26 protein-coding genes are annotated in these 24,738 nt (G+C 43.2%); 5 read left to right on the top strand and 21 right to left on the bottom strand.

From position 1 onward, the window contains the following. Nucleotides 1–120: 120 nt before the first annotated feature. The 7 genes from BGK61_RS17210 to BGK61_RS17180 all read right to left on the bottom strand — a co-directional run bounded on the left by BGK61_RS17210 (nt 121) and on the right by BGK61_RS17180 (nt 3,267). Nucleotides 121–426: a hypothetical protein gene (locus BGK61_RS17210; RefSeq protein WP_076012166.1), complete on the bottom strand. Its 306-nt coding sequence runs from the start codon at nt 424–426 to the stop codon at nt 121–123. A gap of 19 nt (nt 427–445) precedes the next feature. Beyond that, complete coding sequence (locus BGK61_RS17205) at nt 446–940, bottom strand: hypothetical protein (protein WP_076012165.1); 495 nt, start codon at nt 938–940, stop codon at nt 446–448. A 140-nt stretch (nt 941–1,080) separates the two neighbouring features. Continuing rightward, complete coding sequence (locus BGK61_RS17200) at nt 1,081–1,446, bottom strand: DUF7674 family protein (RefSeq protein ID WP_076012164.1); 366 nt, start codon at nt 1,444–1,446, stop codon at nt 1,081–1,083. A gap of 141 nt (nt 1,447–1,587) precedes the next feature. After that, the gene (locus BGK61_RS17195) at nt 1,588–1,962 is read right to left on the bottom strand and encodes a hypothetical protein (RefSeq protein WP_199820728.1); all 375 of its coding nucleotides are present in this window, start codon (nt 1,960–1,962) and stop codon (nt 1,588–1,590) included. A gap of 101 nt (nt 1,963–2,063) precedes the next feature. Continuing rightward, nucleotides 2,064–2,438: a hypothetical protein gene (locus BGK61_RS17190; RefSeq protein WP_076012163.1), complete on the bottom strand. Its 375-nt coding sequence runs from the start codon at nt 2,436–2,438 to the stop codon at nt 2,064–2,066. A 137-nt stretch (nt 2,439–2,575) separates the two neighbouring features. Beyond that, on the bottom strand, nt 2,576–2,860 hold the full coding sequence (locus tag BGK61_RS17185) for a hypothetical protein (RefSeq protein WP_076012162.1): 285 nt from the start codon (nt 2,858–2,860) through the stop codon (nt 2,576–2,578). Between the two features lie 128 nt (nt 2,861–2,988). Continuing rightward, complete coding sequence (locus BGK61_RS17180) at nt 2,989–3,267, bottom strand: hypothetical protein (protein WP_076012161.1); 279 nt, start codon at nt 3,265–3,267, stop codon at nt 2,989–2,991. 200 nt (nt 3,268–3,467) lie between these two features. Here BGK61_RS17180 and BGK61_RS17175 point away from each other — a divergent pair, with 200 nt between their 5' ends. After that, on the top strand, nt 3,468–4,517 hold the full coding sequence (locus BGK61_RS17175) for an IS110 family RNA-guided transposase (protein WP_076012160.1): 1,050 nt from the start codon (nt 3,468–3,470) through the stop codon (nt 4,515–4,517). 466 nt (nt 4,518–4,983) lie between these two features. Here the strand turns inward: BGK61_RS17175 and BGK61_RS17170 are convergent, their stop codons facing one another. From BGK61_RS17170 to cysK, 4 genes are all read right to left on the bottom strand, one after another. Further along, entirely contained in the window at nt 4,984–5,259 is a 276-nt protein-coding gene (locus tag BGK61_RS17170; protein WP_083648700.1) for a hypothetical protein, read from the bottom strand. A gap of 960 nt (nt 5,260–6,219) precedes the next feature. Then, entirely contained in the window at nt 6,220–6,666 is a 447-nt protein-coding gene (locus tag BGK61_RS17160; protein ID WP_076011975.1) for a hypothetical protein, read from the bottom strand. 1,650 nt (nt 6,667–8,316) lie between these two features. Next, nucleotides 8,317–8,775, bottom strand: coding sequence for a nuclear transport factor 2 family protein (locus tag BGK61_RS17140; protein WP_014998544.1), 459 nt, complete (start codon nt 8,773–8,775; stop codon nt 8,317–8,319). Nucleotides 8,776–9,019: 244 nt separating this feature from the next. Further along, the gene (gene cysK, locus BGK61_RS17130) at nt 9,020–9,985 is read right to left on the bottom strand and encodes a cysteine synthase A (RefSeq protein ID WP_014998543.1); all 966 of its coding nucleotides are present in this window, start codon (nt 9,983–9,985) and stop codon (nt 9,020–9,022) included. Between the two features lie 271 nt (nt 9,986–10,256). Here cysK and BGK61_RS17125 point away from each other — a divergent pair, with 271 nt between their 5' ends. From BGK61_RS17125 to BGK61_RS17115, 3 genes are read left to right on the top strand one after another with little or no spacing between them, the layout of a single operon-like run. Next, complete coding sequence (locus BGK61_RS17125; protein ID WP_012518654.1) at nt 10,257–11,093, top strand: AAA family ATPase; 837 nt, start codon at nt 10,257–10,259, stop codon at nt 11,091–11,093. Beyond that, nucleotides 11,093–12,274 carry a vWA domain-containing protein gene (locus BGK61_RS17120; RefSeq protein WP_014998542.1) on the top strand — a complete coding sequence of 394 codons (1,182 nt, stop codon included), beginning with the start codon at nt 11,093–11,095 and terminating at the stop codon, nt 12,272–12,274. The genes BGK61_RS17125 and BGK61_RS17120 overlap by 1 nt, the downstream gene beginning before the upstream one ends. A gap of 41 nt (nt 12,275–12,315) precedes the next feature. After that, a complete protein-coding gene (locus tag BGK61_RS17115) occupies nt 12,316–13,005 on the top strand; it encodes a nucleotidyltransferase family protein (RefSeq protein WP_076011972.1) in 690 nt (229 codons plus the stop codon). A 31-nt stretch (nt 13,006–13,036) separates the two neighbouring features. Here BGK61_RS17115 and BGK61_RS17110 read toward each other — a convergent pair whose 3' ends face one another. The 10 genes from BGK61_RS17110 to cmoA all read right to left on the bottom strand — a co-directional run bounded on the left by BGK61_RS17110 (nt 13,037) and on the right by cmoA (nt 23,907). Further along, a complete protein-coding gene (locus BGK61_RS17110) occupies nt 13,037–14,410 on the bottom strand; it encodes an MATE family efflux transporter (RefSeq protein WP_076011971.1) in 1,374 nt (457 codons plus the stop codon). A 25-nt stretch (nt 14,411–14,435) separates the two neighbouring features. Next, a complete protein-coding gene (gene moeA, locus BGK61_RS17105) occupies nt 14,436–15,650 on the bottom strand; it encodes a molybdopterin molybdotransferase MoeA (protein WP_076011970.1) in 1,215 nt (404 codons plus the stop codon). Nucleotides 15,651–15,859: 209 nt separating this feature from the next. Beyond that, nucleotides 15,860–16,366 (bottom strand): outer membrane beta-barrel protein, encoded by a 507-nt coding sequence (locus tag BGK61_RS17100; RefSeq protein ID WP_076011969.1) that lies wholly within the window; start codon nt 16,364–16,366, stop codon nt 15,860–15,862. A 227-nt stretch (nt 16,367–16,593) separates the two neighbouring features. Then, entirely contained in the window at nt 16,594–17,265 is a 672-nt protein-coding gene (locus BGK61_RS17095; RefSeq protein WP_076011968.1) for a phosphoglycolate phosphatase, read from the bottom strand. Between the two features lie 90 nt (nt 17,266–17,355). Next, a complete protein-coding gene (locus BGK61_RS17090) occupies nt 17,356–19,110 on the bottom strand; it encodes a sugar phosphorylase (protein WP_014998537.1) in 1,755 nt (584 codons plus the stop codon). Between the two features lie 5 nt (nt 19,111–19,115). Further along, a complete protein-coding gene (locus tag BGK61_RS17085; protein WP_014998536.1) occupies nt 19,116–20,339 on the bottom strand; it encodes a glycosyltransferase family protein in 1,224 nt (407 codons plus the stop codon). Nucleotides 20,340–20,351: 12 nt separating this feature from the next. Next, on the bottom strand, nt 20,352–21,161 hold the full coding sequence (locus BGK61_RS17080; protein ID WP_076011967.1) for an HAD-IIB family hydrolase: 810 nt from the start codon (nt 21,159–21,161) through the stop codon (nt 20,352–20,354). Further along, the gene (locus tag BGK61_RS17075; protein WP_076011966.1) at nt 21,158–22,030 is read right to left on the bottom strand and encodes a kinase; all 873 of its coding nucleotides are present in this window, start codon (nt 22,028–22,030) and stop codon (nt 21,158–21,160) included. The genes BGK61_RS17080 and BGK61_RS17075 overlap by 4 nt, the downstream gene beginning before the upstream one ends. Nucleotides 22,031–22,124: 94 nt before the next feature. Further along, complete coding sequence (cmoB, locus tag BGK61_RS17070; RefSeq protein WP_076011965.1) at nt 22,125–23,123, bottom strand: tRNA 5-methoxyuridine(34)/uridine 5-oxyacetic acid(34) synthase CmoB; 999 nt, start codon at nt 23,121–23,123, stop codon at nt 22,125–22,127. Between the two features lie 52 nt (nt 23,124–23,175). Further along, complete coding sequence (gene cmoA, locus BGK61_RS17065) at nt 23,176–23,907, bottom strand: carboxy-S-adenosyl-L-methionine synthase CmoA (protein ID WP_076011964.1); 732 nt, start codon at nt 23,905–23,907, stop codon at nt 23,176–23,178. Between the two features lie 173 nt (nt 23,908–24,080). On the opposite strand from cmoA, the gene BGK61_RS17060 reads away from it, so the two are divergent. Beyond that, a complete protein-coding gene (locus BGK61_RS17060) occupies nt 24,081–24,716 on the top strand; it encodes a response regulator transcription factor (protein WP_014998531.1) in 636 nt (211 codons plus the stop codon). The last annotated feature ends 22 nt before the right edge of the window (nt 24,717–24,738 follow it).

Genomic DNA, 24,738 nt, shown 5'->3' with positions numbered 1-24,738 from the left:
TAATATCCTTTTAAAAGTGCCTAACTTTTCAATGACGGGCGCAGGCACGTAGGGCGTAATGGCGAAGCCGCCCTGCGTGTATGCGTCCCAACGAACGAAGTGAGTGAGTTTATTGAGTTGTTAGGTGCGTGGGTAATAAACAAGAGAACTCCCTTCTTTTAACGCTTCGTCGTAATAACCGGTAAATCCCTTGTAAGCATCAGTATTCAATATGTCAACTTGAAGCTGATTGCCTGCTAAATTAGTGATACTTGAGAAGCCAAATTTTTTAGCTTCTGTCTCCGCATTCAAAAACTCTGTTGTTTCTGACTCTTGGCGAAGAAAAAGCATGCATTTATGAGTAGCGCGAATATCTGGGTGAGCGTAATCGTACTCAGGTGCTTCAGTGAAAGTGCCAGTAAAACCATAGATGAAAACTTTACTCATACCAGTAGCACCTAACGCCCTAATCAGCCGCGCTGCTGTTTGGCGTCGGATGAATTTGATTGTCAGCTGTACCTAAACAGCGTTTAAAAATATATGTTGAAAGTAGTATAACTATGGGAAGTAAAAGGACATTAGCTAGTATTAAACCAACAACTTTTGTAACCCAAAATACACCAGCCACACCAAACCCATCAATGTGCAGTGACATTTTTCCGATAGCAACAACAATGGCCATTAAAAAGTAGTAGATAAAAGCTATACCTAAAAAGTAGCCTTGCGCTGTAAACCACATTTTTAAAGTTGCTTTAATCGCCATAGATTTCTTGTTTACTTCTGCTGCATTAAGAAACTGGGTAGCGAACTTTGCCACCGATTTGGGAGCAAGATAAAAAGCCAAGATGAAAAACACTAGAGCACCAGACCACCATTTTTCCTCAGTAGTAAACCACTGCATCAAAAATAATAGAGAAACGAATAGTATTTTTGATAAGAGAGAAATTTTTGAATTTAACACCACATTTCCTTTGTACAGCTAACTTTTAAATAAGGGGCGCAGGCATGTGGGCTAAAATCCGAACGAAGTAAGCAGCCCACATGTTTGCGTCCCAGCCCGCGCAGCGGGCGAACTTGATTTTTTGTTAGGTGCGTGCATTTTTAAACCACTACCCTAGGTGGTTTGCCATGAAAGTCCAAGTACAATTTTCTGAGATTATCTGGTACGAGAGGCCAGCCACGTTCAATACCTTCTTTGGTACCTTTCCAGAATAAGTGCTCTGTATAATATGCATCTATGTACTCGAATTCCGCCTTGGTTGCAGTATCTAGTTTCTCGCTCATGTACTGCAAATGTTCTAGTGCTTCTTCTAAGTCGCCTTGATTTAACAAAATAGTTGTCAAATTTGCGAACTCTTCCATTAGAAATGTAAGCGCCCAACTCTCATGTTTTTCCATAAGAGGAACAACGTCAGGAAACTTAGTGCGGATCTCTTTTAAGAATCGTCTTATTTCTGATTTAGCCATTGATTTCCCAGAAGCACCTAACGGCCCGCATAACGGACAAAAATACGTAGGCTATAATACAGAGCGAAGCGAAGGGAGCCTACGTGTTTTTGTCCCAGCGAGCTTGCGAGCGAGTTTATGCGATTGTTAGGTGCTTCTGACTTAGTTTGAAATAACAGTGCCAAGCAAAGTAAATTCGTCGGAATAACCTATGAAATAACCGCCATCCTCAAAAGTATAGGCACCGTAATACTCATAATTGTCCGCTTTTTCCGCTTGAATCAATACAACATTGGTTTTTACACCTGATTCTTCGTCATAGTGAATAGCGTACTGCGGAAGTTCAATATCTATCGGAGTGCCTATATTTACACCTTCCGATTTGAGTAGGAAAACGGCTGCACCGCGATTAATGTCTTCTTCTGTCGCGACTCTGCCAGATACGAATGGAATTTCCTTTAGAGAAGGCCACTGCACGTCATCTGCTCCTTTTACATAAAACGGTAATACCGCAAGAATAATCAACAGTAATTTCACTTGGCACCTAACACCCCGCTTAGGGGCAATAACACGTGGGCTAAAATTTGGAGCGAAGCGACTGAGCCCACGTGTTATTGTCCCAGGGAGCTTGCGACCGACTAGAGCGGATTATTAGGATTTACCCCGAAAGCAGATACACCACAAATAATAAACGCGAGCACAACGGGCGTAATTCCCAACCAAAAGAATATATGTTCCAAGGTAATCCAATACTTTGCTTTTAAAATTTCAATATTCCAAAAACCAATGTGCTTTTTCAAATATTCATCGTAACTAGTGTGGTCTGGAATATTACTACCGATTACCGCACCACAAACGCCGGCCAGAAAAAAACAACCAACGCCCCATTTCATAATGATTCCGCTTAGATCACCAAATGCACTCGCTGCAATAAATCCAGATACAAGTGAAATGTATACGCCAATATGAAAGACAGTGTAAGTTAATAAACTAGTAATACGATTATCTGGCATGGTTCCTCCTTGATACCTAACTTTTCAATAACGGGCGCAGGCACGTAGGGCATAATGGCGAAGCCGCCCTGCGTGTATGCGTCCCAGTGAACGAAGTCAGCGGGTTTATTGAGTTGTTAGGTTTGTGGTTAAACATCCTAGTCCTCTGGATATTCTGATAAATAGAGCTCCAGTCCTAAACGAAGCATGATTTTCATGGATTCTATAGACACTTTACATCCACCACCCAATGCGTCTTCCCTTGGGGAGAAGCCAATATCTGCTGAATACTCACTTGGGGCTAAACTTCTATTTTCTTGCAACCAACTCTCAAACGCTTTCATTTGATCTGGAAGACGCCAGTTGTCTGGTAAAAGCCACGCGATAACTGTGCTTTTACCATTATCATCTTTGTTTAAATGATCAGATATTTTAATAGGCATGAATGAAAACCTAACATTAAGCTAAGCGGCGCAGGCATGTGGGCTAAAATCCGAACGAAGTGAGCAGCCCACATGTTTGCGTCCCAGCCCGCGCAGCGGGCGAACTTAATTTTTTTGTTATACACAACTTAATTCGAAGAGCTGCTTTCTTGCTGCAAAAAGAGCAGGATTTTTTCTAGAGAGTAGAAAAGTAACTGCAGAACTACATTTAAGCCAAAAATGATAGCGCCCCAAATAAAGCCTGTATCACTTGAATAGTATGCAAGGCCAAGCTCCGAGTGGTTACGAATATTTGACTCTATTAGTGCCCAGTTGGCAAACATTGCGATAATTAAAAAAACAAACAGCCAAAAAGATGAAAGAAGTTTGTATCGCTTTACAATTTTTTTGATATTTTCTTCTGACACTTAGGGTTCCCTCCTTGTGTATAACACTAAGCTAAGGGGCAAAAGCACAATGCGAAAATGGCGGAGCCGCATTGTGTTTTTGTCCCAGCAGCCCGCGCAGCGGGTTGCGACTTGAGCGTTTTGATAATCATTGAGCCTCCTCCCTATCAGCATAAACAGAGTTTATCCTAATAGGCGACCAAACCAAGGGAGAAAACTCAATGAACTTTTATACTAATACACATCCGTACTATTGTGGAATCGATCTTCACACAAGACTGCTCTATGTCTGCATCATTGATAATGAAAACAACATTCTCGTTCACGAAAAAATCGATGATTCACCCGATAAACTGTTAGCGCTACTAAAACCATATCTAGGCAATATCGTTGTTGGTGTGGAATGTATGCACTGTTGGTATTGGGTGTCTGACTTTTGTGAAGAGCACAATATTGATTTTATTCTTGGCCACGCGCTTTACATGAAAGCGATACATGCCGGTAAAACGAAAAACGATAAAATAGACGCGCTAAAGATAGCGAAGCTAATGCGGGGAGGGAATTTCCCTCTCGCGCATGCTTATTCAAAGGAGCATCGCTCAATTCGTGATGCGCTGCGTCGGCGCACACACATAATGAGAATGAGTGTCCAGCTGAAAGCGCACGTTGCTAGCACAGTCAGTCAATACAACTTACCCGCTTTAGAAACACGGTTAGATTTAAGAAACTCACCTGATAGGGAAAAGATGCGCCACTTTTTTCCAGACGAAGCAGTACAGAAGAGCATGGATTTAAACCTAAACATAATCGAAACCATGGTGAGTGAGCTCTACAAGATTGAACATTATGTAAAAACTCAGGCACAGACACACTGCGCTACAGATTTACATATTCTCAAGTCGTTTCCAGGTATTGGGAAAATTCTAGCCCTCACCATTTTGTATGAAGTTGGTGATATTAAGCGGTTTTCATCAGTTCAAAAGTTTGCCTCGTATTCGCGGTTAGTCAAATGCAAAGCTGAGTCGGCCGGTAAAACACACGGTACGCAGGGGAATAAGATTGGCAATGCACATTTGAAATGGGCATTTAGTGAAGCAGCGGTGTTGTACCTTAAAGGTAATGACAACGCCAAACGGTATTTAGCAAAGCTTCAAAAGAGAATGAGCAAGGCGAAGGCTTTATCTGCACTCGCTCACAAAATCGGGCGGTGTACTTATTTTATGTTGAAGAATCAGCAGGTATTCGATGAAGAACGCTTTTTAAACGGGTAAGTCGCACGGTGGCATGAGCTTAAACGTCTAACTGGTTTAATGGTGAGTATCTTTTTTATCGCGCAGTACTCTGCAAAAGCAGCATCGATAAATATACCTGCATACCAAAACCTGTTGGTTTGATTAGACATGTCACTGTTGCGCATCACTACCTTTTTATGAATTTGCTTACACCTTCACTGAACCTGATACTAACTGGTCAACGCAGCCACTTAGCTTTGAATAGGACAGCGGAAGGTTAACCGATGAATGTCTAGTGCCGTTGCCAGTCAAAAGGAATTGAAAAGAGCAACAACAAGAGCCTCTATATGTGTTTGACGTAGGCGATTTGCCTAACATCAGCCATGACAAACGAAGTAAACGAGTTCTAAAAAGGCAACGGTATTGATCTTGAAATAGTGGTCAAAGGACTATCTTTTTTCATTGACAGCCCGGAGGCTCATATGTGTTATGTGTAAGAGCCAATTTAATCCTCCAATTCGCCAAATGTCCAATCTGCGATAGAAGAAAAACGTTCTGCATAAGTACCAATTTCCATTGTGGTTAATTCATGAATTGTCGGATCTGATTTAGCCAGCTCCCCCACATGAACGAGCCTAGGCTTGCTGCTTTCCACGCAATCATTATCACCACATAAGAATTGCCAAGAACCATCAAAATCTCTAACTGAAAACAATATAGGTGAAGATTTATCGAATACGTGAGGACAGACGAAAACACCGTAATCATCTTTGAAGTCCAAAGTTACCTCCTTACACATAACATTAAGCTAAGCGGCGCATTTGCGTGGGGCATAATGGCGAAGCCGCCCCGCGTAAATGCGTCCGAGCGACCGAAGGGAGTGGTCTTAAGCGCCTTGTTATAAGCAGAGCCTGATCCTTTGGTCTTTTTAAAAACTAATGAAGCCAGCATACGATTGATTGTTAACACAAACAAGCAAAACGACGGTGCAATAAAGGTTTTGGATTTGGCAGAAGCTAGCCGCTATCTGAGCTATCGAGTGTAATGGCGCTTGCTGACTCAAAATAAGAACTTAGTGATAAAGCGCCTATTACACCACCTTTGAGTTATGAACGGCGGATTTAAACCTACCACAAGCCAGAGCGATGCTAATGAAACCAGGAGAGCGCAGTTGCACTGGGATTTGTATTCAGCCAAACGAAATTTAGGCTGACGCCTTATAACACCCGCATAACGGGCAAAAACACGTGGGCTACAATTTCAAGCGAAGCGCCAAGGAGCCCACGTGTTTTTGTCCCCAGCGAGCGCAGCGAGTGTTAATGCGCTTGTTATGCGTTGCGAGCTGCGCGCCCTACGCGGCTTTGCCGCCAACGCCTGTCAACAAAACGTACTGCTTAAATAGTTAAAGACAACACTAAAACAACCCTGTGCGAAATGCCAGATGTTAAGTGGACGCCTGAGAAATGAACTAGCCAAGAAAGCCGCTTAGCACGAATGCTGGCGTTACTGAGTTGGGAATTTAAACGTTGATAATGTAGCTTTGAAAACTGACGCCGGCAGACACCAATACTACCAAGCGAAACAGCCTTGCCCTGACAAGCTACCGCCTCACCAAACATTTGAAAAAATAAACTACGGCGCATAACTTTTAAATAAGGGGCGCAAGCATGTGGGGCATAATGGCGAAGCCGCCCCGCATGTATGCGTCCCAACGAACGAAGTGAGTGACTTAATTTTTTTGTTATGTGCTACTTTGTTCTTCAAAAGAGAACCCCTTAAAAACAACCTTGAAGATAGAGCCTGAACGCATTTCAATTATATGGTTGTAAGCGTCGCCAGCAATACTAATGCGATGATCCAATATATCTCCATGGAAAGTGTCATTTGAGTTAAAACTATTTTCTGAACCTAAAAACTCATAGGCGACAACATCTGAATAGATTAACACTAATGTTCTATCATGTTGTTGACCAAGTAGCTTTAATGTCACTCTTAACGAGCATTCAAATGGCTGTGTATTGTTTCTAAGTTCTTCTGTACACAGCGAAGATACCCATGAATCGTGAAGTGATTGAGGGTGATTCAATTCGTAGTGGTCTTCGTTTGATGCAAAAGAAAATAGCTCTGGAGGCATAGACTTCCTATTTGCCTTAATTGAATCCATATAATCGTCGAAGCTAATATTCATTACACAGTACTTTCCTTGGCACATAACACCCCACTAAGGGGCAGTAACACGTAGGCTAAAATTTGGAGCGCAGCGACAGAGCCTACGTGTTACTGTCTCAACGAGCGAAGCGAGAGCCTTAAGTGGTTTGTTAGGTGCGTTCACAAAATAGCCTCAAATATTAAGTAAGCGTTGGTGACGCAGATTAAAGCTCCTATGATAATCATAGTATTTGGAGGCAACAGCTCTCTTTGAGAACCTAAACTATTTTTAGCATTCTTGCCTCGGAAGATAAGGTATACACCAACCAGAATAACGATACATTTGATTATAATATCGGCGAGGACATAAGAATCCATTCAAATTCATTCCTGATAGCTAATAAAGTGAAAATTACTGGAATATTCTATTAAAGCACATAACTTCTAAATATGGGGCACAAACAGGCAGGCTATAATGGCGAAGCCGCCTGGCTGTTTGTGTCCCAGCCCGCCTGCGGGCGACATAATTTTTTTGTTAGGAGACATTACCAGAATGCCTCTACTTGCTTAACTAAAAGTGATGCGGGTATGTCAATGCCTGTAAGATTTTTCCCAGAAAGATTTACTCCCACTACTTTTTTATCTTCTGGCAAGATAGGTAAGAAGTACTCTTTAAACTGCTCCCAACTAACACCTCTAGCTTCCACNATCTTCTGGCAAGATAGGTAAGAAGTACTCTTTAAACTGCTCCCAACTAACACCTCTAGCTTCCACATTACCGAGTAAATTTGGATTTAGTTTTTTAAGCCTTTCGATTCTCGATTTGGAAGACCATACAGGCAAAGATACCTTATCGTCGCTCACGTCAAACTCTAGGAGCACCTCATTTGGATATGCTCCAAACCAGACAACTTTGGTTTCTGCGACTTCTTCATAAAACCTGTTAGCTTGAGCGACACCTGCTGACATTCCTTGTCTCCTAACTTCCAAATATGGGGCGCAAACACGTGTGCAATAATGGCGAAGCCGCGCACGTGTATGCGTCCCAGCGAGCGGCAGCGAGTCACATAATTTGTTTGTTATATGCGTTGCTCATTTAAACCACTCGTCTTTGTGAGACTTGATTGTAACTTCGTCGACCTCTGGAAGTTCGCTTAACTTTAAGCCACATGAATTGCATGAGACAGCCCACATACCTGATTTTGAATTCAAACTACCGTTGAATATGATATTTAACAAGGAATAAAAGCGTTTACCACAACGTGGGCAGGTTGATAATGACAGTCGAAGCAATAAAAAGAGCAAAAGGTAGATGAATAGTGGGGCAATGAATCCTAGTAGCGGAAATAATAAGCCAAGAAAGATACCTATTGATACTAAATAAAAGCATGGCCAGCGAGCAGAATGTAGGTTGTCAGAACGAAGCTTGATTTTTCTTAGACCAGCGAAATATTCTTCCATGAGTTAAGTACCAATTAGCATATAACAATTTAATGTACGGAAAAAATCCTGTATGCAAGCTGGAAAATTTCCGTATATCACTTTTTGGTCGCTTTAAATTATCACCTTAAAACAATCCACTAAAGAAGAAATAAACGCTTTTGAGCATGAAAGCCGGAAAACATCTTTTTTATTTTCGCCTATCATCAAAAAATGTAGTACTGGCTATAAAAACAGTGTTGTCTGCGTTTTATAAATAGGCATCAGGGTGAATTTTGTTGACCTTCCATTCTCCGCCTTCTTTAATCAAGTCTAGGCTTCGTAGGTCTTCAATTTTGTCGTTGTTGTAGGTTCCGCTAAGAAATACGGTTATTGTCGATTTTTCGGCGAATTCATTTCGGCCAACGCGTCCAGCGCTTTGAGGCGTGATAGTAACGGTGTCATACTTTAAATTCAGTAAGTGGCGCTGAACATTACTATTGGTGTGGTACCTGGTTAATATACGTGACAGTTTTTCGCTTGAGAGGCGAATTGCCGTATCAAGGTTGTCGTCTTCGTAAACACTTTTAAGAAACATAACTGTGGTGTACTCAGGCGTACTTTCATCAAGCATGCCATACCGCCCAATGCCTTCTTCCTTTTTACCACAAGCGGATAATATCAAAACTGTAAAAAGCCCGATAAGGGCGTACCACATACGCGTTTTCATTTGCGTTACCTTCATATAAGGAGGTCCGTTTCTTATTCATAGTTTATATTGAATCGAAGCGAATGCTTTAAGTGCTTCGATTATCTTCAATTTGATTATTCACAATATTGCGCATAAAAGCAAAGCAGTAGGGCACAAAGTATACGTAAGTAGGTGGGTAAAAATAATGTGATAGGGTGCAGTAAAGGCATAAAAAAACGAGGTACTAGACCTCGTTTTTTGTATAGCTAAAGCTAGTAAAGCGTTATTGAACTTCTTCTTGCTCGTCAAACGCACCAGCAAACAGTGGGCTACTTAAGTAACGCTCAGTACCACTTGCTAGAAGTACTACAACCACTTTGTCTTTATTTTCTGGGCGTTCAGCATATCGCTTCGCAGCAACAACGGCAGCACCAGAAGAAATACCCGCAAGAATACCTTCGTCGGTCATTAACTTGCGCGCCATTTCCATACATTCTTCGTTGGTAACTTGCTCAACTTCGTCAATTAAGTCCAAATCTAGGTTACCAGGGATGAAGCCTGCGCCAATACCCTGAATTTTGTGTGGGCCAGGGGTTAGTTCTTCGCCCGCAAGCGCTTGGGTAATTACTGGTGAGTCAGTTGGCTCAACAGCAATTGAAGTGATTGCTTTACCCTTCGTATTTTTAAGGTAGCGGCTAACACCTGTGATTGTACCGCCCGTGCCTACACCAGCTACGAATGCATCTACTTTACCGTCGGTATCTTCCCAAATTTCAGGGCCGGTGGTTTTTTCGTGAATAGCTGGGTTTGCAGGGTTGTCGAACTGTTGAAGCAACACGTATTTGTCTGGATCTGACGCCACAATTTCTTGTGCAGCGGCAACGGCACCTTTCATGCCCTTTGGTGCTTCAGTAAGAACAAGGTTTGCGCCTAGTGCTTTTAGAAGCTTACGACGCTCTAAACTCATGCTGCTTGGCATAGTTAACGTTAGCTTGTAACCGCGAGAGGCTGCAACAAACGCTAAAGCAATACCCGTGTTACCACTGGTCGGTTCTACAATTTCTTTACCTTCGGTAAGGACACCGCGCTTTTCTGCATCCCAAATCATGTTAGCACCAATTCGGCACTTAACGCTGAAGCTTGGGTTACGCGATTCAATTTTTGCGTATACATTACCTGATGTTACGCGATTTAGCTTAACTAGTGGCGTGCGGCCAATAGATAGGGAATTGTCGTCAAATACGTTCATTATAAATCCTTACCTCGTTCCTTATTTTACAGGAAACCCCGTCTGTCGTGATCTGTACGACCTTTATAGTAGTTAATAATTCAACGCGTGTGATAGTTAATAATTCACAGCCTGAATTAGGGGATTTCGTCATACCCCTATATCATTGGTCCCAATCAGTAAAATGCAAAGTGCTTTTTAGCTATATGTTATATCTATGGGCAATCATGAGAAGGCCTTGATATTATAGTTAAAATTGCAAAGACGAAAAATTATACGGAGTACAACAATAATGGCTTTTAGTGGCACGTCTAATTATATCGCAACCAAAGACTTACAGCTGGCGGTTAATGCTGCCATTACGCTAGAGCGTCCGCTTTTGATCAAGGGTGAGCCGGGCACGGGTAAAACCATGCTTGCCGAAGAGTTGGCCGAGAGTTTAGGTACCGAGTTAATTCAATGGCACATTAAATCAACCACCAAAGCGCAGCAAGGTTTGTACGAATATGATGCAGTATCGCGTCTTCGCGACTCTCAACTTGGCGATGATCGCGTACACGATATCAGCAATTACATTGTAAAAGGCAAGTTGTGGGAGGCGTTTAGCGCAGAAAAGCGCCCGGTACTTTTGATTGACGAAATTGATAAAGCTGACATTGAGTTTCCTAACGACTTGCTTTTAGAACTCGATAAGATGGAATTCTTCGTTTATGAAACACAAGAGCGTGTAGTCGCGAAACAGCGTCCTATTGTAATCATTACTTCGAACAACGAAAAAGAGCTGCCAGATGCATTCCTGCGCCGCTGTTTCTTCCATTACATTCAATTCCCGAACCCAGATGAAATGCAAGAAATCGTAAATGTGCATTTCCCAGATTTAAAGAAAAAGCTGCTTGATGAAGCGTTAAAAGCCTTCTTTGAAATTCGCGATGTGCCAGGACTCAAGAAAAAGCCTTCAACCTCTGAACTTATCGACTGGCTTAAGCTTTTGGTTGCTGAAGATATTCCACCAGAAGCGCTTCATTCTAAAGACGGAAAAGCTGCTATTCCACCACTTTACGGTGCATTACTTAAAAACGAGCAAGACATTCATTTGTTTGAAAAACTGGTCTTTATGGCGCGCCGCTAATGCTTATTCAGTTTTTTTATACACTGCGAAAATATCAGGTTAAAACCACGCTGCGCGAGTTGCTGGATTTACTTAGTGCGCTTGAAAAGCACGTGGTGTATGCCGATATCGAAGCCTTCTATAGTTTGTCACGAACCATAATGGTGAAAGACGAAACCCAGTACGATAAGTTCGACAGGGCGTTTGCGGAGTATTTTGAAGGTGTTGAATCTGTCGATTTGTTTGGCAAAGATATTCCTGAGGAATGGCTGCGTAAGGAAATTGAGAAAAATTTAAGCCCTGAAGAGCGTGAGGCACTGCGTAAAGCCGGTGGCCTTGAAGAACTGATGGAAACGTTGAAAAAACGCTTAGAAGAACAAGAGAAGCGTCACCAAGGTGGAAATAAATGGGTGGGCACCGGTGGAACATCGCCCTTTGGCGCTTATGGCGACAACCCGGAAGGCGTGAGAATAGGGCAAAAAGGCAATAGAAAGTTCTCAGCAGTAAAAGTGTGGGACAAACGCGAGTTTAAAAACCTAAGCTCTGATGTGGAACTGGGTACGCGTAACATAAAAGTGGCCCTTAGAAAGCTACGCAAGTTTGCTCGAACCGGCGCAAGTGAGCAGCTAGATGTGCCAACAACCATAGGTGAAACAGCTAAAAAAGGCGGTTTACTCGATATCCACATGGCGCCCGAGCGCCATAATGCGGTGAAAGTGTTGATGTTTTTTGATGTGGGCGGCTCTATGGACCCTCACGTGAAAAGTACCCAAGAGCTTTTTTCTGCGGTCCAAACTGAGTTTAAGTATTTAGAGTACTTTTACTTCCACAATTGCGTGTATGAGGAAGTGTGGAAAGATAACCTTCGCCGCAATAAAGAGCGCATTCCCATTTGGGATATCATTCATCGCTACGGAAAAGACTATAAAGTTATTTTTGTTGGTGACGCTACAATGGGGCCGTATGAAATCACGTATCCAGGCGGCAGTGTAGAGCACTGGAACGAAGAGCCTGGAAGTGTATGGATGCAGCGCTTATTGAACCATTTCAACAATGCGGTATGGCTTAACCCTCAGCCTGAAAATTATTGGCCTTATTATTCATCTATCAAAATTATTCGCGAAATTATGGAAGACAGAATGTATGGGCTAACTCTTGAAGGGTTAACCGCTGCAATTAAAGGGCTTAGCAGAAGCCGCTAAGCCTTTTGCGTTTAGCTGCCTAAAAATAAACGGATGTTAAATTGAATTCGAAAGACTATCAGGTAGCGTTTGTCATGCTGGCAGGTGGGCAAAGCTCACGCTATTGCGGCAACAAGCTTTTATCAGTACACCCAAATTCAAAGCGTCCTCTTATTCAGCACTGCCTTGGCGAGGTAATTAGCGCACGCGATGAAATAGCGTTATTCGGCGAACCGCCAATTACTGTGGTTACAGGAAAATGGCACGACAGCGTAAAAAAACACCTGTCTCTTCATGCTCCTCAATTTCCCGTTAGTATAATTTACAACGCTTCATGGGAAGAGGGCATTGCATCCAGTATTCGTACTGGCCTCAAACATGTTTTAAATACGTCTTCATCGGTGACCGAGGCCTCTGAAATTCCGACGGCGACTCACGTATTATTTACATTGGGCGATTTGCCTAGCCTCAATGCAGACGATCTTACCCGTCTTATTAACGCCTCTAAAGCTAAGCCAAGTAATATTGTGTGCAGTGAATGGCGCGCAGATGGTGAAACGCAGTCACGCTTAACGGTGCCCGCAATTTTTCCTGAAACCGTGTTTCGCGAACTATTAGCATTTAAGGGCGACGTAGGCGCTAAACCAGTTATTAAAAAGTATTTGAAGTTAGATGCAGTAACAACCGTGTCTATACCAAATGCACAATATGATATAGACACGCCCCAAGATTGGAAAAATTTAAAACCGTAGTTAAAACCGGCTTTTAAATTGTTTAACGCACTTACGCATTCGCTATACGGTGTGCAGCACTCGGTCTTTGAATATAAAGAAGACGTGCGCCCAGCATTACTGCCGCAGCACTTAAACCTACGATAAATCCAATCCAGAACCCGGCTGCTGCCATTGGTTCGGTGGTTATCCAGTTGGTTCTTCCTAAAATAACACCGGTAGGTAATCCAATTAACCAGTACGAAATAAAGGTAATGATAAACATCGCCGTAGTATCTTTGTAACCGCGTAATGCGTTGGCTGAAATAACCTGAACAGCGTCAGATAATTGAAACAGCGCCGCATAAATTAGCAACGCATTAGCTAAGGTGTAAACCGCCTCGTCGCTGGTATATAACCCAATGATGAACCCCTTTGCGAGCAAAGTGAAACTAGCGGTACAAGCAGCGGTAACGAACCCGATGAGAATGGCAGTACGCGCGGCTATTTTGGCCTGTCGCTGGTTGTTTTGCCCAATGCGATAGCCAATGCGTATTGCTGCAGCCATACCAATGCTCATGGGGAACATGAACATAAGTGCCGAGAAGTTCAGTGCGACCTGGTGAGCCGCTACCGTAGTGGCACCAAAAGGGGCTAATAGTAAAGCAACTAGTGAAAACAACGTTACTTCAAACAGTATGGTCATAGCGATGGGCAGGCCCATTTTGAAGGTGCGATTTATAGTTACCATGTTAGGTTTGTACAGCTGGCCAAATAAATTGTACTTTTGCAGAGCAGGGGCAAAACGTACGTAGATGACGGTTGCAATAAGCATGGTGTAAATCACAATGGCAGTCGCTATGCCACAACCCGCGCCGCCCATAGCAGGTATTGGGCCCACTCCGTAAATAAACAGATAATTTCCTACAATGTTCGCCATTAAACCAATAACGGTGATGATCATAGTGGGCTTGGTTTTACCTAAACCTTCGCAATAGTTTCTCAGCCATTGATAAAGTGCAAAGCCGGGCATCGCGAACAGTACATATAGTACGTAATCAACGGTGATGCTGAATAGCTCGGGTGCCATAGGGAACAGCGAGACTATGCTTTCAGTAAAAGGAATTAAGCCTGCGACTACCAGTCCTACAAAGAACACCAGATAGCCCGCTTGCTGACTTGCATCAGCAATGCCACTTAAATTTCTGTTGCCTTGTAGCCGCGAAATAATAGGAGGGAGTGCTAGCGCAATACCTTGTATAAAACAAAGTAGGGGGACGGTGATACTAAACCCAAGCGCCACGGCTGCCATGTCGGTGGCACTGTAACGCCCGGCCATAATTGTATCGCTAACGCCCATTAGCATTTGGGTAATTTGCGCAACCAACAAAGGCCACGCTAGCTTTAAAATGTCTCTACCTTCTAAAAGAAAGCGTTTCTTGTTCACGGTAATGTGTCTCTAACTGTGTTTCTTAAAAGTGAAGTGGCATAACGGGAACCGTATCGCCAGCTTGTAACTCACTAATGTCCTCATGCACTACCATCAAGCAATTGGCTGAAGTGATAGAGGTCATCACCCCAGAGCTTTGTGATTTAAAGGGGGTGACTTCCCATTCCCCTTGGCTATTTTTAACCATGACAGCGCGCTGGAAGTCTCGTCGACCAGCGCGTCGTTTCAAAGTAGTAGTAATAGTGGCATTTACAAAGAAAGTATCGTGAGGGTGAGCTTGTCCTTGCATCTTTTTGATAACAGGCACAACCAGCAGCTTCGCCGTAACGAATGACGACACAGGGTTGCCCGGTAGCCCGCAAAACAGGGTGTTATTAATTTTTCCTAACGCAAATGGCTTACCTGGTTTTACTGCTACTTTCCAAAAATCGATGGCGCCGAGTTCGGCAATGATATCTTTAACATAGTCTGCGTCACCTACAGATACACCACCGCTACTTACCATCACGTCTACACGCTCACTTGCATCAATAAACAGCTTTCGCAAAGACGTTTCGTCATCTTCTACAATGCCAAAATCAACAAGTTCTACGTTTTCATTTTGCAAGATGCTGCTAACACCTACGCGATTTGACTCGAATATTTGTGTCGACTTTCTTGTCTCCCCCGGAGCTGCTAGCTCTGAGCCCGTAGCTACTACCCCTACGCGAAGCTTTCTGAAAACCGGTACAGTGCTGTTGCCTTGAGAAGAAAGCAGCATCAAATGTTCGGCATAAAGACGAGTACCTTTTTGTATTAGCGTATCGCCACAAGCGATATCATTGGCTTTTTTGCGAATGTTTTCTTGCACTAAAGGATGCTTATTAATAGTCACGATGTTGTCGCGACTATCTGTGTTCTCCACCATCACAACGGCATTTGCATTTACAGGCATTGGCGCGCCAGTCATGATTTTAAAGGCTTTGCCATTTTGAAGAGGCTCATCAGCACTCATACCTGCAGTGATCACGCCTTGAACCTCAAGTTCGTTACTGTGGTTAAGGTCGTCAACATTAACGGCATAGCCATCCATTGCAGAGTTGTCCCACGGTGGAACATTAAGGTGGGCAATAATATCGTCCGCCAGAATTCGATTGTTGGCGTCAAAAATACTCACTTGTTCGATTTCGGTTATCGCTTGTGCGGCGTTTAACGCTTTGGTGAGGGCTTCTTCGAGTGAAAGCCATTTAGATGACATACCAACAACTCCTAAAATGAATTAACACGCGGATATTACAGAAAAAGCCGATTTATACCAAAGGTTAAAGCATGAAATAAAAGAAAGTAGGCGTAAAAGAATTGCTAAGAGAGAAGGGGGCGTAGAAAAGATATAGCTGAAAACCGAAAATTGGCGTTAGATGTGAGTGAAGGAACGCGTATTAGCTCCTTCACTCAACAAATACTAGATTAGAATGCGAATTTTGCACCTAAGCTTAGTACGTCTGCACCGTCAAAAGACTCGTAAGACACTTCAACTGATGTTGTTGGATTAAATTTATAGCCTAAGCCGCCGCCAAACCCAAATTCCCAATCCGTTGAATCAGATTCAGAAAAACCTCCAGCGCTCGCTGTCATTTCGAGCTTGCCGTATGAAGGGGCTACATAGGCGTATACGTTTTCGCTAACGTCAAATTCACCTCTAAGTGTGAATGCATAAAAAGAATCTAGCTCAATATCAACGCCAAACACTTCGTCGTCGCTAACGCCAATGCCGTATCTCAGTTCTGGAACCAGCGTAAATGCTTCATTAATAGCGTACTTGTATCCGGCTGACGCTACAATTGCGCCCAGGCTAATATCAATATCATCTTCACTGTCTGATAAATTGCTATAACCCACTCCCAAAACCCAGTTTGCTGATGCAGACATTGATACAGAAACTAATGCTGCAGCTAAAAGTGCCTTTTTAAACATAATTTTTCCTTTGCAAATAATTGTTATTATTTTGATAATTTTCTAAATGCTAAAGCATTGAGGCTGTAAGAAAAGAAGCTAATAAACGGTGGTAGTAGATCGCAGGTATGTTCATAACAAACACTATTGCTATTGACCTAGCTGTCTATGAAGGTCCCTTTCTCGATAGCTAAATGAGTATTACCACTCTTTTATTAAAAAGCAATTAGTTTAATTAAATAAACAAGTTAGCTGGAGAGCGACAATATTTCACTAAAGCTATTGAACACCCAGTCGGGCTGGTAGGCAGCAATGCTCTCACCGTAATTATATCCATAGGTGAGCCCAATGCTTTTAATGTTCGCCGCTTTAGCAGCCTGGATATCGTTCTTAGAGTCGCCCACCATTACGCACTGTGAAGGTAAAACATCGAGTGTTTCGCAGGCATACAAGAGGGGGCGAGCAGAGGGCTTTTTCTCCGGTAGACTATCGCCACCAATTGTCAGTGAAAACAAGTGTGATAACGAAAATGATGAGAGGATTGGCTCAATAAACTCTGAAGGCTTGTTGGTGATAAGCGCCAGTTTATAACCTCTATTTTTTAATGAGTTTAACGTGGCAGAGACGCCGTCGTAAAGCACGGTATCTTTGGTGTCTAACGTTCGGTAGTAAAACAGAAACTTTTCTAATGCTGCATCAATTTCATTGGGCGTAAAATCTGGTTTAGCATCCGTATTGCCACTCAACCCTCTTTCCACAAGTACACGAGCCCCATTTCCAACCCAGTGCCTGACCGTATTCTCGTCATAGGTGGGACGTTGATAGTCGATTAATGTTAGGTTCAAGGCTTTTGCCAAATCGGGTACAGAATCTACTAGCGTACCGTCTAAGTCGAAAAAAAAGGTGTTTATATTCTGCATTGAAAGCTTGGTGAATTAATGAGTTAAATTAAGTTAGAAGGGTAACACCGCAGCATCCTTACCGCGGTAAAATGTTCCGACCAATTAGATTTATTCAAAATCTTGGTTGCTGATCCACAGAACTTGGTATGGTTTCATCTGTATGAAAGGGCTAGACAAGGATATGCTCTCTCTAGAGATAAGATCTATCCAATTGTCCGTACCTATTAAGTTTATGTCTGACAGCAGTACCGTTTGCTCTTCATCTGAAATATTACTGATACAAAATATGCCTTGTTTACGATCTAAACTTTGTCGCCAATAACCAAATAACTGATTTCCCAAGTGCAGCGTAAATTGTGTCGCATTCGGATGGAATGCAGGCTGCGCTTTACGAATTCGAATTAACTGAGAAATGCGCGTAAGTACTTTGTGATGTTGTGAGAAGGGGGAGTCCAACAACGCTTCGAGCTCATTAAAGTCCCAACGCTTTCTATTTATCGAACGATTTTGCCCTGTATTTGCGACTTTCTCGTAATCATTTGAAGTGCCCAGCAAGCTGTGAATGTATATTCCTGGGATACCTTCCATGCCTAACATAATAGCGTGAGCACAAATAAAACGGTCAACTTGGTATTTATCCGGGCCTTTTGTAGTGCCTTGCAGCGCGTCGAATAGGGTAATATTTATTTCATAAGGCTTTTGCTGCCCGTGATCAGAAGCCCGCCACGACACTTTGCCGCCAAAATGCTGCATTGTGTGCACCAGTTCTGAAATTTCCTCGTCCGACAGCAAACCTTCCGCAGGGCGTAGACCAATACCGTCATGCGAGGCGATAAAGTTGAAGTAAGCTGTGCCGTTTTGCGCTGGTGGCATGCTCATCATCCAGCTTTTTAAATACGTACAGTCACCTGTTACTAAGGTATTTACAAGCAATGGAGGTAGTGAAAAGTTGTAGATAGCATGGGCTTCATTGGCATTACCAAAATAGGTCAGGTTCTCCCGGTTAGGAATATTGGTTTCGGTAATGATTATGATTGATGGATCCACATGTTCAATCAGCGTTCTGATCAAACGAATGACTTCATGGGTTTGGAACAAGTTAATGCAGTTTGTTCCGACAATTTTCCAAAGAAATGCCACTGCGTCTAAGCGAAAGATTTTGGCGCCTTTATCAATATATAGCTTGATGATATCGATAAACGCTAACAGTACTTTGGGGTTTCTAAAGTCAAAATCTACCTGATCGTGACTGAAGGTACACCATACGTACTTTGTGCCATTTGCTGTTTCTGTTTCGCGGAGTAAGGGCGATACGCGAGGCCGCGTTACCATAGAAAGGTCGTCAGACGGATCTGCTGTAAAGAAAAAGTCTGACCCGGGGCCTTCGCCTTTAACAAAGTTGTCAAACCAAACACTTCTCGCCGAACAGTGATTAATAACCAAATCGGTCATTAGCCCATAATCTTTGGCAATAACTTCGATGTCATCCCAAGAGCCCAGCGCTTCATTTACTGTAGAGTAGTCTATGACGGAAAAACCGTCATCCGAACTGTATGGAAAGAAGGGCAAAATATGCACATTGTTAACGGTATTCTTGCAGTAGCGATGCAAAAATTTATTTAATGTAACTAAGGGGCGCTCTCCCTCATCAATCACACTATCACCGTAAGTAATCATGATAATGTCGTCTTCATCCCAATAATTGTGATGAGACTGAGGTGAAGCAATATCCGTTTGCTGTTGAATGCCTATGGTGTTCATTAACTCAGTCGCTAGCGTCTCATACGAAACGTCTAGCGTTACATCAGCGTAAATGCTTTCTAAATGGTGCTTTACTTTGTCATGGAGAAGGTCCCATGCCATATTACTTACTCCATATATTCTGCAGTATCGGCTTCAACCGCTTCTAATAGTCGCTCTAAAATATCAGGTACGGCGCTAGTCACGCGGTTCCAACTAGGAATAAACGGCGTTTCCATTGGATTTTCAAGGAAGTTTTGACCGGCTTTCATGATATTGCTAGCAAACATTTCTACCGCTTTTTCTTCACTGTGTATATCTAAGTTTAAGCCATTCATTACTGCGTCATTGTGATAGGTTTCTATAAAGTCTAGCGCAATACGGAAATAGGTGGCTTTAATTGAACGGAACATTTCGTTACTAAACGTATAGCCTTGGGTAGCTAGCTTCCTGAAAATGGCTTTCGTGATGTCGATAGACATTTTAGACAAACCACCTTGGTCATTATTAAGCGATAAGTCTTGGTGTTTGTGATCGTAAATATCGCAGATGTCAGCTTGGCACAGACGATTATGTGAATAGTTGCGGTGCATCTCTGACAGCACGCCAATTTCTAAGCCCCAATCACTTGGAATGCGTATATCGTTTAGCACATCGCGTCTAAATGAAAATTCACCCGCTAATGGGTAGCGAAAGCTGTCCATAAATTCCAAATACTCGTTGTCACCCATGATGCGTTTTAACGCACGAAGCAAAGGCGTAACAAGCAGGCGTGAAACGCGGCCATTAATTTTACCGTTGGCTACACGCGCATAATACCCCTTACAAAACTCATAATTAAACATTGGGTTGGCAACAGGGTAAATAAGCTTGGCGAGTAAATCTTTGTTGTAGGTAACAATATCGCAATCGTGTAACGCAACTGACTCTGCGCGATTCGACGCTAGTACGTAGCCCATGCAGTACCACACGTTTCGGCCTTTACCTAACTCCTTAGGGGCCAAGCCTTGAGCCTGAAGCTCTTCATCCAGTGCTTTAAGACGCGGACCGTCGTTCCACAGCACTCTGTGGTGCTGAGGGAGTTTGCCAAAGAACTTCAGCGCGTGTTTATACTGGTCTTCATTGGCTCGGTCCAACCCGATGACAATTTCAGACAAGTAGGGCACATCTGTCAACTCGTTAACGATATGCGGAAGTGCATCGCCCTCTAGTTCTGAAAAGAGCGATGGAAGAATAAGAGCCATAGGGCGCTTTTGTGAAAACTGCAGAAGCTCTGCTTCTAGCTCCTCGGTAGGACGACGAGCCAAGTTATGTAACGTAGTAACCACACCATTTTGATAAAAATCAGCCATGTGTCCTCCTGATCATAGGGATAGCAATTGAGTAAGCATTTCGTTCCAGCCCTCGGGGCCGGTTAGGGTGCTGGTATAGACCTCTTCTTTTTTTACAGCAGGTGGAGGATTTACCGGTGATAAAATGCGAATGGGGACGTGCGCTGCTTCAAGCATTGCAACGTCGTTTTTACCATCGCCAAGGGCAATAGTGTTAACTTTAGTGGAATGTTGTTTTTGATATTCATTAGCCAACCATTTGAGGGCTTGGCCTTTGTCACAGTTTCCTGAAATATGTATAAAACGGCCACCTTCCAGAGGAAAGGCACCGCGATCTTTCACAACCTTCAGGAAACGCTGTTTTTCGTCGTCAGTACCAAGCCACAAAATAGGTTCACCAAACTGACGTTTGGCTGCAAGAGACGCTGACCGTTCATCAAGCCCAGTTGCATCTTGGATCTCTTCAATCGACATTTTCGAGAATTGTTTATATTTACCGTCAAATTCGCTGCCAATTTTTTCTAACAGCTTGATCCAGTAATTTTTGTTAGAGATAAATGCTTTACACCAGTAGCCGTCTATCCAAACCGTACCGCTCGGCTTCTGCTTGAAAAAGCCATGAGAAATAAAAATAGCGGCGCCATTCTCAATAATAAATGGCCCGTCTAGACCAATACTCTCGCGTAGCGGTTGTAACTCCGCAAAGGTTTTACTGGTAGTAGGAATAACGGGAATATCTCTGTTTTCTAATGCCGTTAAAGCCGGTTTCGCCGCCTCGAAAGAGTAGGTATGGTGGTCTAACAGCGTGCCGTCCATATCGGTGAAAACAAGCGTTTTCGTCATCGTTTTACGTCCTGTTTAGTTATCGTTCTTGTTTCATCAAGATAAAACACGGTGTCGCACTTTTCAGGCAAGTGACGTAATGCGTGTTCAGTGATGCGTTGGTAGTGTTGCACAAAGTTTGCCACTTCTTCATCAGACATTACGCCATCGCTTTCTTGCAGTGCTTTTTGGGCAAGTTTGTGTTCTTGCTCTAAGCGCCATTGGTAAACGCAGTCAAAGCTTGGGGCCTTCAGCATAATGCGGTAGTCGATTTTGTTGAACAGCGTTTGATAGTCACCTGCCAATTCCGTGTTGACGAAAGAGCGCCAAATGCCTAACGGATCTTCGACTTCTTCAAGGTGATTTACCGGCCGTTTAAGCTCGTTAGACGCTTGTGCAGAAGCGCCCACACACCAACCTTCAAGTATGATGAAGTCAGGTGATGATTCAATTACAGGCCATTGTTCTATGGGGAACGGGTTATCAGTGGCTTTGTTAAAACGTGGCAGCGATGTACGTGCGCCTTTTTCCAAGCTGCGAAAGGTATTCAACGCCAGCGAAATGTCATGAGTGCCCGGCACGCCGCGGGTTGCTAGGAGCGGGTGAACCTTTATCGCTAGGGCATTACGTTGTGATTTGTCATAGTAAAAGTCGTCAATTGAAAGTGATACCACTTGTTTATTGTGGACCGAACTTAGGAAGGACTCGATAAAACTGGTCAGAGTAGATTTACCTGAACCTTGACTACCGTTTATGGCAACGATAAATGGTTTGGTTGCACCTTCTTGGTGCTTTAGCAGTGTCTCACATAATGGGGTGAACCATTTTTGTGCAGTTTCTGCATAGGTACTTGGCAATTGATGCGTCGTTAGAAAGCCATGTATATCCATGTTGTCACCTTAATCAATGCAGAATTCGCACGTTCTTCTTGATTAAGGTAACAACATTTGTGCCAATAGGGTATTTGTGGCCTTGTGCTATTAGCTACTTCTTATTGGCAACGATAACGGCCCGTTGTGGTGCAGGGTAACCTTCGATGGTGCGAGTAATATCTTCCGGATCGAGAAAATCTTTCAAAGACTGGGACTCCATCCAAGGCGTTGAGCGCTGCTCATCCAAGGTAGTATGGTTGATATCTACAACGCGAATATTTTCAAAACCTAAGCGGCCTAACCAAACAGTAAGGGCTGCAGTGCTTGGTAAGAACCACACATTACGCATTTGTGCATAACGTTCGCCTGCCATTAATACTGTATTTTCGTCACCGTCTACCACGAGGGTTTCAAGTACCAGTTCGCCGCCTTTTCTTAACTGGTCTTTAAGCTGCTGCAAAAACGCCATTGGATCTTTACGATGATAAAGTACGCCCATGGAAAAGACGGTGTCGAACGCATTAAGCGGCTGCATGTCTTCAATACCCATTGGCAGAAAATGAATGTTGTCCGAAGGCGCACTGGTCTTACTGATAAATTGCTTGATGGCGTGAAATTGAATTAGGAACAATTGAGTCGGGTCGATACCTATAACGTTATTTGCACCTTCACCCAGCATACGCCACATGTGATAACCGCTACCGCAGCCCACATCTAATACGTTTCGGTTTTTGAGCGAGCTAATGTGAGGGGCAACACGGTCCCACTTCCAGTCTGAACGCCACTCTGTATCTATGTGAATACCGTGTACCTTGAATGGACCTTTTCTCCAAGGCATAAACTGTTTTAACAAGCCTTCAATTTGTTTTTGAGTATATTCATCAGTGTCGCTTGCGCTGCCAACTGAAACGCTTGATGTTAAATCAACATTACTTGGAGATGTCGTCGGCAATTTGCCAAGTAAACGGCACCACTTATCAAACTCACCATGTTTGGCGGTACGTTGCCACACGTCCATCTGGGCAGGCAGAGTTTGAAGCCAGTGTGATAGCGGGCTGTCTATTAACGATTTATAGCAATCGGTAAACCAAGTTTGTTCTAATTTGCTCATAGTGCTCTTTAAGTGTGTTGGCGTCGCGGAAAAGCGGACGTAGTGAGATTGATTAGCCTTTTATCGCAACCATAGATGTGAAGTTATAGCACTTGTACCACATTACAACATCGGCAAACCCAACATTTTTAAGGCGGGTTTCATGCTCGTTGAACGTATCGGTTAACATGACTTTTTCCAAGGCGGCGCGTTTTTGGCTTACTTCAAGTTCGCTGTAACCGTTATCGCGCTTAAATTGGTGATGTAAATCTACAAGCAGCTCATTGCCAGTAAGGGTAGGGTGGCGTATTTTCTCTGACAGCACCAACATGCCACCTGGATTTAGCCCATCGTAAATGCTTTTTAGTAGCGCTTCACGGTCAGCCGGTGGGATAAATTGCAAGGTGAAGTTCATCACCACCATAGAGGCATTTTTAATTTCTACACTTTGTGCGAACCCATGCTGAATAACAATAGGGTTTGGAAGCGTGAATGTCTGCACTACACGTTTGCATCGCTCAACCATTGCCTCTGAAGCGTCTACACCAATGATCTTACATGTTTCATTTGGTACTGCTCGTGCCACAGATAAGCTTGCCGCACCTAAGCTACAGCCAAGGTCATAAACAACTGAATTAGGCGTAACGGCAGTTTTGGCCAACTCGCCTATGGTGTGAACAATGGTTTCGTATCCAGGCACAGAGCGCTGAATCATATCGGGAAACACATCAACAACAGACTCGTCAAATTTAAAGTCATCTACTTTATTGAGTGCCTTTGCGTAAATATTGTCGTGTTTCTTCACTGTGGGTCTTCATTTAACTAATTTGGGGCGCAATTTTACCGTTTGATACGTAAATGCCAATGGAAAACACCAAATTTGTTATATTTTGCGTGATTTTTCTGGATTAGGGCTTTTCGTTAATGATCTAAAGTATTAATCTATACTCATAATACAATAAGGAAGCAGTAACGCTAATGACGAGAATTCTAGTAGCAGACGATCACCCATTGTTTCGTGAAGCTTTGAGCGGCGCGTTGGAACCTTACTTCGAAAATGCACAGATAATTCAAGCCGGAAGCTTGGATGATGCATTGGCGAAGTTAAACGAATTCGACGGCGTTGAGTTGGTGCTTCTTGACCTTAACATGCCTGGCGGTGAATATTTTAACGGGCTTATCACGCTCCGTGAACAATATCCGAATATCCCTATTGGCGTTGTTTCGGGCAGCGATACTGTTGAAGTAGTGGCTCAAGTAATGAGTTTAGGTGCTCAGGGCTTTATTCCTAAAGTGTCGCAAACGCGAGAAATTGCTCAGGCTATTGTAGATATCATTGGTGGCAAAAAGTGGCTTCCAGAAGGCATGGAAGAAGAACTAGATAAAGTTGACGATGAGCTTAAAGTGCTGCTTCAGCGATTCCGTGAACTTACACCTAAGCAAATTCAAGTGCTTTCTTACTTGCGCGCAGGCTTAATGAATAAGCAAATTGCTCACGAGATGAACGTTACGGAAGCAACCATTAAAGCACACATTAGTGCCATCCTACGCAAGTTAGAGATTAACACGCGTACTCAAGCTGTATTGCTTATGGATAAGCTCCAGTTAAGCTAATAAGCTAAAACGTTATCAATAT

This window comes from Alteromonas abrolhosensis, assembly GCF_001953635.1.
Classification (GTDB): domain Bacteria; phylum Pseudomonadota; class Gammaproteobacteria; order Enterobacterales; family Alteromonadaceae; genus Alteromonas; species Alteromonas abrolhosensis.
Note: the sequence above shows the minus strand (reverse complement) of the source record. Positions and strands in the feature narration are given on the sequence as shown.